This is a genomic window from Geminocystis sp. GBBB08 (assembly GCF_016743215.1).
GTDB lineage: Bacteria > Cyanobacteriota > Cyanobacteriia > Cyanobacteriales > Cyanobacteriaceae > Geminocystis.
Window position 1 is genome coordinate 1 of record NZ_VRZC01000086.1, and the last position, 15,420, is coordinate 15,420.

The 15,420-nt window shown below is 31.7% G+C and carries 15 protein-coding genes; 12 read left to right on the forward strand and 3 right to left on the reverse strand.

From position 1 onward, the window contains the following. Positions 1–154: 154 nt before the first annotated feature. Positions 155–412 (forward strand): hypothetical protein, encoded by a 258-nt coding sequence (locus FWJ34_RS11850; RefSeq protein ID WP_308255531.1) that lies wholly within the window; start codon positions 155–157, stop codon positions 410–412. Positions 413–616: 204 nt separating this feature from the next. Here FWJ34_RS11850 and FWJ34_RS11855 read toward each other — a convergent pair whose 3' ends face one another. After that, positions 617–2,662, reverse strand: coding sequence for an Rne/Rng family ribonuclease (locus FWJ34_RS11855; protein ID WP_308255532.1), 2,046 nt, complete (start codon positions 2,660–2,662; stop codon positions 617–619). Between the two features lie 1,131 nt (positions 2,663–3,793). On the opposite strand from FWJ34_RS11855, the gene psaC reads away from it, so the two are divergent. Further along, entirely contained in the window at positions 3,794–4,039 is a 246-nt protein-coding gene (psaC, locus tag FWJ34_RS11860; RefSeq protein WP_002764973.1) for a photosystem I iron-sulfur center protein PsaC, read from the forward strand. A 181-nt stretch (positions 4,040–4,220) separates the two neighbouring features. Further along, complete coding sequence (locus FWJ34_RS11865) at positions 4,221–4,610, forward strand: RidA family protein (protein WP_308255533.1); 390 nt, start codon at positions 4,221–4,223, stop codon at positions 4,608–4,610. A gap of 161 nt (positions 4,611–4,771) precedes the next feature. On the opposite strand, the gene FWJ34_RS11870 is transcribed toward FWJ34_RS11865, so the two are convergent. Beyond that, on the reverse strand, positions 4,772–6,472 hold the full coding sequence (locus tag FWJ34_RS11870) for a hypothetical protein (RefSeq protein WP_308255534.1): 1,701 nt from the start codon (positions 6,470–6,472) through the stop codon (positions 4,772–4,774). Between the two features lie 275 nt (positions 6,473–6,747). Between FWJ34_RS11870 and FWJ34_RS11875 the strand changes: the two genes are divergently transcribed. Then, the gene (locus tag FWJ34_RS11875) at positions 6,748–7,515 is read left to right on the forward strand and encodes a histidine kinase dimerization/phospho-acceptor domain-containing protein (protein ID WP_308255535.1); all 768 of its coding nucleotides are present in this window, start codon (positions 6,748–6,750) and stop codon (positions 7,513–7,515) included. Positions 7,516–7,667: 152 nt separating this feature from the next. Here FWJ34_RS11875 and FWJ34_RS11880 read toward each other — a convergent pair whose 3' ends face one another. Continuing rightward, positions 7,668–8,135 carry a GNAT family N-acetyltransferase gene (locus tag FWJ34_RS11880; RefSeq protein ID WP_308255543.1) on the reverse strand — a complete coding sequence of 156 codons (468 nt, stop codon included), beginning with the start codon at positions 8,133–8,135 and terminating at the stop codon, positions 7,668–7,670. A 259-nt stretch (positions 8,136–8,394) separates the two neighbouring features. On the opposite strand from FWJ34_RS11880, the gene FWJ34_RS11885 reads away from it, so the two are divergent. The 8 genes from FWJ34_RS11885 to FWJ34_RS11920 all read left to right on the forward strand — a co-directional run bounded on the left by FWJ34_RS11885 (position 8,395) and on the right by FWJ34_RS11920 (position 15,268). Beyond that, complete coding sequence (locus FWJ34_RS11885) at positions 8,395–9,645, forward strand: lipid-A-disaccharide synthase-related protein (RefSeq protein WP_308255536.1); 1,251 nt, start codon at positions 8,395–8,397, stop codon at positions 9,643–9,645. Positions 9,646–9,652: 7 nt separating this feature from the next. Further along, positions 9,653–10,480: a pentapeptide repeat-containing protein gene (locus FWJ34_RS11890; RefSeq protein WP_308255537.1), complete on the forward strand. Its 828-nt coding sequence runs from the start codon at positions 9,653–9,655 to the stop codon at positions 10,478–10,480. A 166-nt stretch (positions 10,481–10,646) separates the two neighbouring features. Next, positions 10,647–11,108 carry a hypothetical protein gene (locus FWJ34_RS11895; protein ID WP_308255538.1) on the forward strand — a complete coding sequence of 154 codons (462 nt, stop codon included), beginning with the start codon at positions 10,647–10,649 and terminating at the stop codon, positions 11,106–11,108. Positions 11,109–11,174: 66 nt separating this feature from the next. Then, positions 11,175–11,738: an NUDIX domain-containing protein gene (locus tag FWJ34_RS11900; protein ID WP_308255539.1), complete on the forward strand. Its 564-nt coding sequence runs from the start codon at positions 11,175–11,177 to the stop codon at positions 11,736–11,738. Positions 11,739–11,980: 242 nt separating this feature from the next. Then, on the forward strand, positions 11,981–12,793 hold the full coding sequence (locus tag FWJ34_RS11905; RefSeq protein WP_308255540.1) for a phytoene/squalene synthase family protein: 813 nt from the start codon (positions 11,981–11,983) through the stop codon (positions 12,791–12,793). Between the two features lie 111 nt (positions 12,794–12,904). Continuing rightward, a complete protein-coding gene (gene gmhA, locus FWJ34_RS11910) occupies positions 12,905–13,492 on the forward strand; it encodes a D-sedoheptulose 7-phosphate isomerase (RefSeq protein ID WP_308255541.1) in 588 nt (195 codons plus the stop codon). A 680-nt stretch (positions 13,493–14,172) separates the two neighbouring features. Beyond that, on the forward strand, positions 14,173–14,628 hold the full coding sequence (locus FWJ34_RS11915) for a DUF29 domain-containing protein (protein ID WP_308255544.1): 456 nt from the start codon (positions 14,173–14,175) through the stop codon (positions 14,626–14,628). A gap of 184 nt (positions 14,629–14,812) precedes the next feature. Further along, complete coding sequence (locus FWJ34_RS11920) at positions 14,813–15,268, forward strand: DUF29 domain-containing protein (RefSeq protein WP_308255542.1); 456 nt, start codon at positions 14,813–14,815, stop codon at positions 15,266–15,268. Positions 15,269–15,420: the final 152 nt, after the last annotated feature.

Here is a 15,420-nt window from a genome sequence, read left to right on the forward strand (position 1 = left end):
TTTAACGAAACCTACCCTTTTTTTGGGTTTTCCGTAAGGTGCGGTTGAAAAGGCTAAACGTAAATTGCTGGAAACTTGAGCTCAGTCCGGTCTTTTCGGACGTTTTACCTCATTATTACGAATATTTGCCGGGCCTATCGCCGGGATTGTGGAAATGCCTTATCCTAAATTTCTCTTTTATAACTTTATGGGTGCGACAGTTTGGGGTGTAATTGTGGTGACATTAGCTTATTTTGTGGGTATGATTATCCCGTTAAACCAGTTAATTAGTTTAATGACTAAATTTGGCTTTCTTGCCTTATTAATTTTTGCTGGATGGATTTTTATTCCTACTTGGCTCAAATCTCATCAGAAAAAACCCAGTTACTCTCAGTCAATTTTAGGTAGTTTAATTTTCTTACCTACAATCTAAAAATTACCTTCAAGATAAAAACTATCTTTCTGATTTTTTTGGTTAAATTAAGGAACTTTACTTATTTTTTGAAAACATCTATCCTAAGCAATTCTTATTATTTTTTATCTGACAGAAACCCCCCCCTTATCTCTTCTTAAAAGGCAAGGGAATGGGCAATGATGCTCAATTTCCTCATTCTAAATTCTAATTCCTCATTCCTGATTACGATGCTGAAGAAGTAGAAGTGCGACGACGACGAGTACGTACTACCGGTTGTTCTTGTTCTAACGCTTGTTTGATTATTGCTTCTGAAATAGTTTCAGGCTCGATAATATTACTAATATTTATGATTTCAGGTTCTGTTTCTTCTATTTCCACAGCGCCATCATTTTTACTTTCTTCTATTTCCTCTTCTACAGATTCCCCCGATTCTAATGTCTCTGTTTCATTGTTATGGTTATTTTCAGAAAAAGGGACAATATTGGCGATCGCATCTAAAAGGCGATTTTCAGAAATTTCTCCCACAGAATTATTTTGATCTTCTTCTTGAGGTATATCGTCAGAAATACTAGATTCATCATCAGGAGAAGCAATATATATTAGTACAGATTTAGGATCTTTAAATTCTTGTTCTAAATGAAGTAAAGGAGAAACACCCATTAAAGCATAAATATCTTGTTCTGCTTCTGTCATTTTAATGACTACTTTTTCCATTTTCGTCTCATCCCGCTGAGGAGTACGATTGAGAATAGTACTTTTTCTTTCCGGTTTAGCCTCAGATTCTGTAGTTTGCCCATTAGTTGCGATTAAAACTGGTTCTTCTTTACCTGTGGTTTCCCGACGGCGACGACGGCGACGAGTGCCATTGGTGGATTCTTCATAACTAGGGTGATTGATTAATTTATTATCCTCTTGATCATTGGTATAATCTTCTAAGAAGCTATTTTTATCCTCTATAACTGTTTTTTCAGAATTTTTATTGACAATAATCGGTTGATAATAACTAGGCGGTAACTGTTCAATTTCATGATGATGACCGGGTAAATGAGCTATTAACCCTAAACCGGCACAATGAGAACAAGGTAATCCAAATAATTCATATACGTTCTTCCCTTGACGTTTACGGGTTAACTCCACTAATCCTAACTCTGACAATTGAGCAATTTGAGGACGTGCTTTATCAGTTTTTAAGGCTCGGTTAAAATGCTCTAACAATTTCAGTTTATCACGGCGAGAATCCATATCAATAAAATCAATAATGATAACACCGCCAATATTCCGTAACTTCAACTGTCGGGCAATTTCTCCCGCCGCTTCATAATTAGTCCATAAAACCGTCTCTCTGGAAGTCGCTGAATGAGTAAAAGAGCCTGAATTGACATCAATAACCGTTAAAGCCTCTGTTGGTTCGATGATAATATAACCTCCAGAAGGTAAATCTACTCTGGGCTTCAAGGCTTCTTTGATGGCTGCATTAACTCGGAAATAGTCTAAAATCGGGCGAGTTTCTTGGTGATAATCAATTACAATACCTTCAGGATGTCGCCCTCCACCCCAATTAATCAACTGTTTTTTAACACGTTTTACACTATCTTCTGAATCAACCACAATGCGATTTACATCATCGGCATACATATCTCGCAATACCCGTTGAATAAAATCATCATCTCGGTTAAGTAAAGCTGGGGCGTTAATGGTATTCGCCTCTTGTTGAATTTTCTCCCATTGTTTTTGTAATAATTCTAAATCTTCAATAATTCCCTCTTCTGTAGTGCCTTCTGCCTCTGTACGCACTAATAAGCCCATCCCCGCTGGTTTTAATAAAATAGCTAAAGCCCGTAAGCGATTACGCTCATTATCATTTTTAATTCTTCGAGAAAGGCTAACTCCTTTACCATAGGGCATTAATACCAGATAACGACCTGGGAGACTAATATTCCCTGTCAAACGAGGTCCTTTTGAACCCGTAGGCTCTTTCATTACTTGAACTAATACAGATTGTTGAGGAGATAATAATTCCGTAATCGCACCGGCAGTTTTTCTTAATCTTAAAGGCCCTAAATCCGTTACATGAATAAAACCATTTTTTTCTGCATCACCGATGTTAACAAAAGCGGCATCGATACCAGAAATTATATTTTCTACCGTACCTAAATAAATATCTCCTACTTGTTGATTTCCTGTCGCAACTACTAATTCTTGAATTTGATCATCAGCAAATACTGCCGCTATATGATTTTTTTCTGCAATAATAATTTGTTTTGGCATTCAATTCCCTCAAAAAATTTTGATGATAATGTTATGTTATTATTCTTTAGATTTGTTACCGATAAAAACTGATAGATTAGCTTTTTTTTATACAATATTTATTCTTAACTTCTCTGGGATAAATTTATTAGAGATTAACACTTTTAAGCTGAGATTTTTGATAAATGACTGCTCTATTTATCATGATTAATTAACTAAAATAATTCTCTATTTTTGTTCTTGACTATCTAAATATTTAAGTCATTATTTCCGAAGACTGATTAAAATTAAAAATGAGGTTTATCTTTCTCTAAATCTTTGGGATTAGCTAAGGAAAATCTGTAATTATTCATAAGCTCTATCAATTTTTTTTACCTTCATTTATCTTGGGATTTTTTAAATAAATCAAATTTTGGTGATTTATATTCCCTAGATTTGTATGACTAGTCAATGTTATTCAATTTACCACCATTATTCATATTTATAAATAGCAAATAAAATGTTCTAAGTAATGAAAATTATTTCTTTAGTTAAGATCATAAAAAAGTTTTAATAAACTGTATGAAAAACTATGGATTTCTTTTAAGAGTAGATACTCTGGGATGAAAAATTCTCGATTGGTTATTTATTACTTTTTGCTTTATCCATAGAAAATAAGTTTTGATTATCCTCATAATATGACTTATTTCTTAGTACATTATTTATATTCATGGAATAATGGAATTAATTGTTTCATTCAAACAAATATAGCAGAAGATAAAAGGCAAAAGACACTCAGACAATTGGAAAATTTTTACGATGATTAAGTTTGCTGCATTTGATAATGTCAAACCCAAACATGATCACTGTTATCTCTTGAGTTGATCTAAGATAATTTAAAATATCTTACTCCTAATTTGTCTTTTTTTTCAGGATAAACGCAATTATAACAAAAAAAGCACTTAGACACAATTATAACGAATTGTTACCGGTAAAGATTCGATGATCCTGATTTCCTTATAATACTATATTATTTCTAAAAACATACTAATAATAATTGTTACAGAGTTTAAAGTTATATATCAGAAACGGTGACGAAGATTATATACTGCGGTAAAGTAAACCTTAAATTTGAGAAATCATTGATAAAAATCAGTAAGGAGTCTTTATTTTATGTCCCATAGTGTAAAAATTTACGATACCTGTATCGGCTGTACCCAGTGTGTTCGTGCTTGTCCTCTTGATGTATTAGAAATGGTACCTTGGGATGGTTGTAAGGCGGCACAGATAGCGTCTTCTCCTCGCACTGAAGATTGCGTTGGTTGTAAACGTTGTGAAACTGCTTGTCCTACTGACTTTCTCAGTATCCGTGTCTATTTAGGTGCGGAGACAACTCGTAGTATGGGTCTAGCTTATTAAGAAACTCGTATATAATACTAAAAACTGTTGTCATTTTCTTGGCAGCAGTTATTTTTTCAGTAATAATTAAGTAAGCTACAAATCAAGGAAATTATAAATTACTGGCAAGATGCCTATTCCTCATCCTTAATTTCTAAATTGATCATTGGTTATTCCTAATTCCTAATTCCTAATTATTATAGTGAATACAAAAAAAGTTATTTATACTAAAAATGCTCCTTCCCCTGTCGGCCCTTATAGTCAGGCAATCGTAGCACAAGGTGAATTTATTTTTATTGCTGGACAAATTCCTTTAAATCCTGACACAGGAGAAATTGTCGGAGAGGGTGATATTACGGCACAAACAAAGCAAGTTATGGCGAATATTGAAGCTATTTTAACTCAAGCTGAAGTTAATTGGTCAAATATTGTGAAAACAAGTGTTTTTCTCAGTGATTTAACTAATTTTAGTCCGATGAATCAAGTTTATGGTGAATATTTCCCTGAAAATCCTCCAGCGCGTGCTTGTGTCGAAGTGTCTCGTTTACCAAAAGATGTTTTAGTAGAAATAGAATGTATCGCTGTGAAATAGTTAATAGGTATAATTAAATTATCGCTATTTAACATCCTTTAGTCTTTTAACAATTAACAATTTATTTGGGCAACGATGCAATGGGCAATGGGCAATGGCTAAATTCTAAATTCTAAGATTTTTATAGCTTTCTGATTCCCAACAGCATACCCTAACTAAAGTTAATTCAATTTTTGTACTAACGATTTTATTTTCTTGACTATTTTAACGATAATTTCTTCCAGCCATAGCATCAGTTGATCAAGTTTTTCTAAAATAAATTGTAGAAAATGTTTTTCATATTTTATCTCGATTACTTTGACTTCTATTGCTTCTAAAATGACCTTTTCTTTTTTCTCTCTTTTATCTTTTTTTATGGTTGCATTTTCCGAGTCAGTTTTTCTGGTTATTGTTTGATTATTTTTCTCCTTTGCCATCGGCAATTCTGACAATTCTGAAGTTAATGCGATCGCCTTTTTGTCTGTTTCTTCTATAATTTCCTTATCCTCAATAATTCTCAAAGAATTATCATTGTGAGGGGAAAAATCAGGCAAGGTATTATCACCATATAAATCTTCCCATGATAACCAAGGATCGGCAACTTCTTCATTAATTAAGATAACTTCGGTGCTTGAAAAACTCGGTAAAAAGTTTTGTTGATTATTATTTGACGCTAAATTATTAGGCTTATTTTTCTTATTAAAAAAGTAATTAATTGCTGCCCAAATTAGTATTTTAACTTGAAAAGGGTCTTCAGGATTATTGAGTTTATTATTAAGATTATTTTTCGCAACATTAAGTTGAGTTAAACTCTGAGTAATAATTTCTTCGGCTGTATCTTGAATAAGAGGGATTATTTCTGATATTGTTTCCTGAGATTGACTAATTATGATTTGAATTGGATTAGTTGAAGACTTATTGTCAATTTCTGGTAAAGAAGGTTTATTATTAGATTGAGATGGTAATTGACTAAGGATATTATCATCTTTTTTATTATCGATTAAATTATTAGGGTTTTTCTTTCTCTTAAAAAAATAATCGATCGCCTGTTGAATAAAAATCAAGATAGAGAAAGTATTGTCTTGTTTTTCATTTAAATTTTCAGAGTTAATCTCAATATTATTATTTTCATTTTCTAAGGTAATAATGTTACCACTGTTCAAAGAAAAAGAAATAGTTTCTAAACTAGCGAAAAAGTTATCTATAAATAAAATAAGCGGATAAGATTGCTGAGGGGAAAAATCCAAAGAAAATTCACTATTATTTAAAACTAAATCTGATGGATGAAGGTTATTAATATCTTGAGAAATTTTTACTTCCATCTTTGACTTTCCGAAAATATTAAACCAAGCTAAAAATCGAGAAAAAAAGTTATAGTTTTCAGTAGAAGGTAAAATTTGAGGATTAGTTAATCTATCAATAACATTATTAATAATGTTATTAACTTCTCCTTGTTTATCCAAAGGAATAATATCACTAAACTTATTATTTTCTAAAACACAAATTATCTGTTTATCTTTTAAGCGACTAGCAAAACCTTGAAAATTTTTGACAGGAAAAGAGGTTAATTGAGGATGAAGATTAATCGCTTCATTGACACTTTTAATTAAATCATCTCCTGAAGTCAAAGTTTTTTGTAGTGAAGAATTTTTTAACCCAGAAGAAACAGAAGAAGAAGCCGGAGAAAAAGTTTTACTAATTTTTTTTGTGGTTTCCCATAGCCAAAAGAAAGGAAAAACTAAAGTTTGTAAACCCGTTTTTGCCACATATCCCCATTCACGAAATTTAACATTAACTTGACTATTTAACTTGATATAATGTCGGTTGACAAAATTAAATAATCGACTTTTATAAGGTTTATTTGATGGTGATGGTGAAGACATATAAATTAATAGGCAAAATTAACTGTATATTAAATCAAAGTGAAAATTATAATAGTCTTTGATTTCCTCTAACTAATGTTCAATTGATCTTGATAAATTATCTCTCGCAAAGGCGCTCATGGTGCAAAAACGCAAAAAAAAGTACATAAAACAAGTTTTGAACTTGTCTTCTTTCATTTTTGCTTTTATACTTCAATTAAGGAATGCTAATTAATTTTCTCTTTTCAAGAATATAACTTAATTGTTACTCAAATATTCAATCTTTTTAAACCCCTATGACAGATATTAATAATCTTACAGAAGAATTGACCAAAACGAAACTAGCTTATCAAGAATCCCTACAAAATAGTCGTTTTAAAGCAGGTTTTCTCGGTAGAATCGCCCATGAAATTAGATCCCCTCTTAGTAGCTTAATGGGGTTACATCAATTAATTATCAGTGATTTATGTGAAAGTCAGGAAGAAGAAAGAGAATTTATTGAGGAGGCGTATAAATATGCCAAGAAATTAATGGGAATTATTGATCAATTAACCGAAGTGTCTAAACTAGAAGTAGGTAGGCTAACCTTAGAAATCCAAAAAGTAAATTTAGGAGAATTATTAGAAGATATACACGAAATAATGTCTTTACAAGCTGCAAATCGAAATCTCAGCTTAAAACTAGGAGAGATAAGAGACAATGTCATTGTCAATGTTGATAGAGAAAAATTAATCAACACTCTTTTTTTCTTATTAGAAGTAGTTATTGATTATAGCAACATGGGAAAAATAACTTTAACTCTCCTCATTGAAGAAGATACTCAACAAGCTATTATTAACATTGACTTTCCTTCTCAGCATTTAAGCATTAGTGAAAATATCAATTTAATTAAATTACCCATAGAAGAATTGAAACAATTAAACAGTCTGCCTCAACTATCTAGTGGCATGAAAATTATGTTAGCAGAAATTTTATTGGAAATGATGGCAGGAAAATTAGTCTTAAATTCTAACCCTGAAAACAACGACTCTACACAATGGCAGGTATTTCTTCCTGTTATATAAAACTTACCCATAGTTATCTATGGCATTTACTTTCTGCAATACCAGCGTCAAGTCGCCTTGATACTCTGAATTTGGCATCTAAAAAAAATTGATCAACTTTTTAAATCTCACTCACCATAGCAAACAAGATGCCTATTATCTAAAATTAATTGTTAATTATCAACTGTTAATTGTTGACATTCTTTCATAAAATCATTGCTAGTAGGATAACGATTATATAAAACCATCGTTGTTGTCGAATTTTCGATGAAACCAATTTTTTGATAAAACTTTTGTTGATGAGTCGTAGTTAAATAAACTCTCTCCACTCGACTCAGATGAGGATGACTAATTAAAGTTTCTACCAATTTACTTCCTAAACCATAACCTTGATAGTCAGGGTGAATTACCACATCCCAAATCGTAGCGCGATAAACCCCATCAGAAGTTGCCCTACCACTACCAATCAACCTTTGATTATCCCAAATAGAAATAACAGGGTTACTATTAGCAATGGCAATTTCTACATCTTCTAAAGTGCGATTTTGCGCCCAAAAGGCAGTATTTTTATATAACTCTAACAATTGTACTAAATCTATTTTCGTTTTATCGTTACAAAATTGGATATGGCTAAAATCCATTGTTGTCACTCCTAAGCTAATTTTCATCTAATTCATATATTTATAATAATCTATCGATCAAGATTTTCACTGATTCATTTTTTTATCAAAGACAATATTATCCTCGTTACAATATTTTTGTTAATACCTAGACAAAATTAATGGTATATAGCAATGCAAGGCAGGAGGGTTAAAACTTCTTATTACTTTTTGTTACATATTGTTATTATAGATTTGAGAAAAGTAAAATGCAGTATAAATTTAGCTTACCTACTTAATTATGAAGTTATTAGTTATCAGTAATGGTCACGGTGAAGATATTATTGCTGTAAAAATTATAAGCCAATTACGGCAAATTAATCCCAAAATCTCCCTAGCTTGTTTACCAATGGTAGGAGAAGGATTTGCTTATGAATCAGAAAAAATACCTTTTATTGCACCAGTAAAAAAAATGCCTTCAGGAGGTTTTATTTATATGGATAGTCAACAACTATGGCAAGATGTGCGTCATGGTTTAATTGGTTTAACTTTAACTCAATTTAAAGCTGTGAAATTATGGGCAAAAAACGGCGGTTATATTTTAGCCGTAGGCGATATTTTACCTCTTTTGTTTGCATGGTTAAGCGGTGCAAAATATGGCTTTATTGGCACAGCAAAATCGGAATATTATTTACGCAATGAAGATGGTTGGTTAGAAAATATATCGAAAATTGATCATTATTTTGGTTCAATCTATTACCCTTGGGAAAGATGGTTAATGAAAAATCATCGTTGTTTTGGGGTTTTTCCTCGGGATTCTATCACTACTCAAAGTTTACAGCAAGATAATATTCCTGCCTATGATTTTGGTAATCCGATGATGGATGACTTAACCATACCTCCTTTACCATCTAATCATGATTATTTTCTCAAAATTTTACTCTTACCCGGCTCAAGATTACCAGAAGCCCTCGATAATTGGCAATTAATACTTAAAGCTGTTGATTTTGTTATCGATAGTCAATCTTCAGATTTAATTTTTGTAGCCGCTATCGCACCATCATTATCTTTAAGTAAATTTACTGAATATTTATATTCTCAACAGTGGCAAGAAACTTCCTTAAAATCCGTGAATATACCTATTAACGATTCCGATATAATAGTATTTACTAAGAAAAGGGCAAAATTAATATTAACTAAAAATGTCTATGATCAATGTTTAAACTATTGTGATTTATCTATAGCTATGGCCGGCACAGCAACAGAACAATTTGTAGGATTAGGGAAACCAGCCATCGCATTTCCGGGTAACGGTTCTCAATATAATGAAAAATTTGCGAAAAATCAAACTCGTTTATTAGGAATTTCTCTACAATTAGTCAATAATCCTTCACAGGTAGCTGAAAAAATACAAGAATTATTGTCAACACCTGATTTATGGCAATCAATAGCCGTCAACGGGAAAAAAAGGCTAGGAAAAACAGGAGGGGCAAAAAAAATTGCTCAATTTATCACCAAAAAAATAGATTTCTTAAGCGAAAAAAATTGTTAAATTAATTATGGATGTTCAAGAATTAGTAGAAAGATACCAAAGAGGCGAAACTAACTTTGAAAAAGTGGATCTTCACGGTCAAATGTTGGATAATATTAATCTTAGTCGTATCAATCTTAAAGAAGCCGATTTAACAGACGTTAATTTAGTCAATTGCTCATTACAACAAGCTAATCTTAAGGAAGCAAATCTCAGTAATGCTATTATTGAAAGTGATTTAACAGCGATTAATTTAATCCAAGCTAATTTATACAAAGCAAATTTAACCAAATCTGACTTATCGGATGCTAGTTTACGCAATGCTAATCTTAGTGAAAGTAATTTCAGTTATGCCTCATTAGTTTGTGCCTTATTACATGACACTAATTTAAAAAAAGCCAATTTTAGTCGTGCCAAAATGATTAGCTGTCTTCTTAGTCGTGCTAACTTAACTGATGCTAACTTGCAAGGTGCTAATTTACAGGGTGCTAATTTAACTAATGCCATTATGATGAATACCAATCTCGAAGGAGCAAATTTATCTTTAACCCAAATGAATGGAGTTAATGGAGTAGGGATGAATGCCTCCTATGCTGACTTTAGTTATGCCAATTTAAGCGGAGGTAATTTTGTTAAAGGCAATTTTAACCACTCTAATTTTAACGAAAGTATGATGATATGGGGTAGTTTTAAAATGACAGATTTTTCCTATGCTAATTTATTAAAAGCAAAACTCTCTTGGTCTAATTTTACCAGAGCTAATCTTCAGAAAGCAAAATTAGTTGACGCTAACATTAATCAAACTAATTTTGATATGGCTAATTTAGACGATATTATTCTGAAAATTGTCCAGTAAAATAATTTATCTTTTTTCCTTGTCAAAATAAAAGTTTTTTGGTTATAATGATCCCATATAAACGTAAGACTAAAGCCGTCCCATGAGTAAATATACCTTCAACATCAGAAATAAGTAGCCCAAAGGTTGCTTGTGTCTAAATTTGTCTGATTTTATGGAGGAATATATGTTTAGTTTACGCATTAAGTTTTTAGCCATCGCATCTAAGCTCAAAATCTCGCACTTAACAGCGTCAGATTTGAATGAAACTACTTTGTTAGAAGTTGCTCAAAAATACTTACCGAAGCGCGTTAAGTTAGCTTTAGAAAAACGCTCAGATTTAAACGATTTTGCCACTTTATGGGAAATTTTGGGTATTCATGGAGTAATTGGTTTAGAAAATCAAGAAGGGGAAATAATCCGGATTGGAGTTTGCCTGTGTGATAGTGAAGGAAAAGGACAAAATATCCTTTATGATTTAAAAGGAAAACAATATACCCTTGTGCGAAATGCCTTAAAGATAAAACAATACTGGGTTTTTGTCGTCAAAAATAAAAATTTTCCTGAAGAAGAAGAATGGATTGATATTCTTTACCGTGAAATTGACGAATCACCGACAAATTCTGGCTGTCGTTTAATCATTTTGTAAAATAAACACACAAAGGGGGGTAAAACTCCTTTTGGCAAAAAAAAAGATCCTAAATTAAAAATGCTGATGAATATTAATGATTATAATAGTTATGAAAAATTAGTAAATTTACTTTCTAAATATGATATTGATACCAATAATTGGCATCATCAACATGGAAATAAAACCCTTGAAGAATTATTCACAGAAATAATTGAAGGAGAATCTAGTTTAGAAATTATTAATCAACAATTAGTAAGATTATTAAAAGTTAGCTCTATTGATGTAAAATTTAAACTGGGGAATAATTACTTTCAATTAATAGAAGATCAACAAATATTTTTCAGTGGTGTAGTAAGAAAAAGAGATTTATCAACCATAACAGAAAAACTCAAAAAAGATGAAACTCCTCTTAAGGGTGCTTATCGAGGTTTAGAAGAAGAAATTGGCTTAAAAATTGAGTCAGGTTTAATTTTTGAAGGTGAAACTACTTGGGAAAAATTTGCTCCTAGTTATCCTAATTTACTAAGTGTTTATCAACTTTTTAATTATTCAATTATTTTAGGTGAAAAAGAGCTAAAAAATGTGAGATTTTCTGAATATCAAGAAGCCGAAAAAATCTTGAGTCTTTTTACTTTAAAACCGCTTTAATGGTTAAAAGATTAGATATTTGGAATGAGGAATGAGGAATGAGGAAACTTACCTATTGCCCATTGCCCTAACTATTAATACTTTATGACGCACCCCTAGTTAAAAGAAAAATTGAAAGAAATAAGAATCGTTGGTTATAATTTTTGATTTAGAGAAGGAGTGCTAATTAGAGAAAATTCAGTTAAGATTACCTAAACAGTATTAGTATTGCCCCATTTTATGGGCGTGAGGAGTTAATATCAATGAATTTGAAAAAAGATGCCTTAAAAACTCTTAAGGAAACCAGTCGAACTTTTTATATTCCCATTAGTCGTTTACCCAATGGATTACAAGAAGCCGTTACCTCTGCTTATTTATGTATGAGAGCTATTGATGAAATTGAAGATCATCCTCACCTTGATAATCAAACTAAAGCGAAAATTTTGAGAGATATTAGTTTAGCATTACAATCAGGTTGCAAAAATATTACTCATGAAGAAATGACAGAGGTGATTAAACCTTATCAGCAAATCATACCCGAAGTTAGTTATCGTTTTGGAGAATGGGCTTTATTAGCTCCTTCAAGTATTGCTGGAAGAATTTGGGAAGCAACAGCGGCAATGGCGGACAGAATGGCTTATTGGGCTGATAACAATTGGACAATTAAAACTAAATCTAATTTAGATCAATATACTTTTAGTGTAGCTGGTTCTGTGGGTTTACTCTTATCTGATTTGTGGGGATGGTATGACAACACTCAAACGAATCGAGAAGATGCCATTGGTTTTGGAAGAGGTTTACAAGCAATAAATATTCTCCGTAATCATCAAGAAGATAAACTTCGAGGTGTAAGTTTTTTCCCTCAAGGGTGGCAGTTAGAAGATATGCACCATTATGCCCGTTATAATCTCACTTTAGCCGATGCTTATACCAAATCTTTACCTAAAGGGCCGGCTTTACAATTTTGTCAAATACCTTTAACCCTTGCTCATGCCACTTTAGAAGTGTTAATTTTAGGTAAACCGAAACTCACTCGTCATGATGTCATCAGTTTAGTTGCTCAAGTTTGCAGTTAAATTGAGATTTTCTATTCACAATATATATTGATAAAGAAAAAAGAGTAGCTTGTCGTAAGGGATTTATCCCTCATTTTTCAAAATTTACAATTTTATTAGAGGAGGCAAAAATTGAACTCTTGGGTACAAAAAAGATTACAGTGCTTAGAAGAATCTTTTAATGAAGAATATTGTCAAGATATTGATAAAGTTATCGATATTTTAGCTTCTCGTTTTCAAACTGGTCATACTTTATTGATTTGTGGAAATGGTGGCTCGGCTGCGGATGCACAACATATAGCTGCGGAATTTGTAGGACGTTTTCAACTTAATCGACCCGGATTACCAGCGATCGCACTAGGGACAAATCCAGCTACCCTAACAGCATGGAGTAATGATCATGAATTTGAAACAATTTTCGCCCGTCAAGTACAATCTTTTGGCAAGGCGGGAGATATTTTATGGGTTTTATCTACTTCAGGAAAATCTCCCAATGTTATTCAGGCTTTAAAAGTAGCAAAAGAAAGGGGTTTAATTACCATTGGCATGGCGGGAAATAATGGTGGTATGATGAATGGCTTAATTGATTATCCTCTTTTTGTTAGGGAAAAAAATACTCCCTATATTCAAGAGATACATTTAATTACATATCATCGTATTTGTGAACAAGTAGAAGCTCAATTATTTGCTGATCAAACTTTAGCCATGAGTCATGATTAGTAATCAAAATTTGAAGGAGTGGCGATGGAATTGCTTAAAACCCAGATCCGCATTTTTGTAACTATTAATATAGTAATAAAGTTTTAAGATAATTAATTCCATAGTAATCCCAGTAACTTTAGTGTTTTTTATGAACAACCCGGATTAATGATTGTAATTGGTGCTAGAATGAGCATGTTTACCAACTTTTAATACTCAATCTATCAAAGCTCAGTCTATTTCATCTTTCACCAGAAAATTCTTTCCTGTTCTATAGTTTTTAAATAAATCAAAACGCTAAAAATTTAATTTATTAAATAATATTCGGCGATCGTTCTTTAGGTAGGCGATCGTTTTTTTGTAAGTAATCAATATTTAGTCTTCCTTATGATAGCAGATAATGAGTTGATTAGGACGTTTTGAGATTCCTCTGGTTATCTCGGAATGACAACTGTAGATTTTGATAATGTCTTAACTAACCCGTTTATTGCTTGCTATAGAACCCATTTGGTATCTTTTTTAGAAGAATTACATAGTAATGATTTGAGAATAAATGCTTTAATCTCGTCAAAACCTTTTGTTATTTCGGTTACAGATGTAAATATCAAATAGGTTCTATAAGAGGTGTAAGGGAGAATCTGTTTTTTGATTTGATCAAATATAATAAAGTTAATGGTATTGAAAGTAAGGATAGAGAAAAGATGATAGTAGATACTCAGGAAAAGTTAAAAGAATTATACGAGATTGATGATCATTTGTGGTTAGAAGAAACCGTAAAATTATTAAAAGAAAAACAATTTCATCAACTAGATTTAGAGAATTTAATTGAGGAGTTAGAAAGTTTGGCAAAAAGAGATAAATTAGCATTACAAAGTCTATTAGAACAAATTATTAGACATTTATTATTGTTACAATATTGGCATGAAGAAAGAGAAAAAAATTACCGTCACTGGGAATCAGAAGTAATTAGTTTTCGTAGTCAAATTAACAAAAGAATAACGACTAATTTTTATAATTATCTGAATACAAATTTAGCCGAGATTTACCAAGATGCCCGTTTATATGTAATAGTTAAATCAGGGTTGGATACTTTTCCTTCAGAATGTCCATATAATTTAGATGAATTATTAAATAAACATTGGTTTCCTGAAATATAATTAATCCCTGCTAACCTTTCTTCATCAGGTGGAAATTGGCGATCATTTTTTAGGTAGGCGATCGTTTTTTTGTAAGCAATCAGTATTTAGTCTTCCTTAATTAAGAGGCATAAGGGAGGATCTGTTTTTTGATTTAATCAAATATAATAAAGTTAATGGTATTGAAAGTAAGAAGAGAAAAAATATGATAGTAGATACTCAGGAAAAGTTAAAAGAATTATACGAGATTGATGATTATTTGTGGTTAGAAGAAACCGTAAAATTATTAAAAGAAAAACAATTTCATCAACTAGATTTACCGAATTTAATAGAGGAGTTAGAAGACTTGGGAAGTGAAAAAAGACATAAAATTGAAAGTTTATTAGAACAAATTATTAGACATTTATTATTGTTACAGTATTCGCATGAAGAAAGAGAACAAAATTACCGTCACTGGGAATCGGAAGTAATTAGTTTTCGTACTCAGATTAATAGACGTATGACTACAAATTTTGCTCATTATTTAGAAACAAATCTTAATAGTATCTATCAAGATAGTAGAAAATATGTACTAAAAAAATCAGGACTTAATACTTTTCCCCTAGAATGTCCTTATACTTTAGATCAATTATTAGATGAAGATTGGTTTCCTGAAATATAATTAACCCCTTCTAACCTTTCTTCATCAGGTGGAGATTGGCGATCGTTCTTTAAGTAGGTGCTCGTTTTTTTCTAGGGAATCAGTATTTAGGGGTTGCCTCATAGTATTTTGATGAGGATAGGCACTCTTGCACTCTTGCAATGGGATGGCCG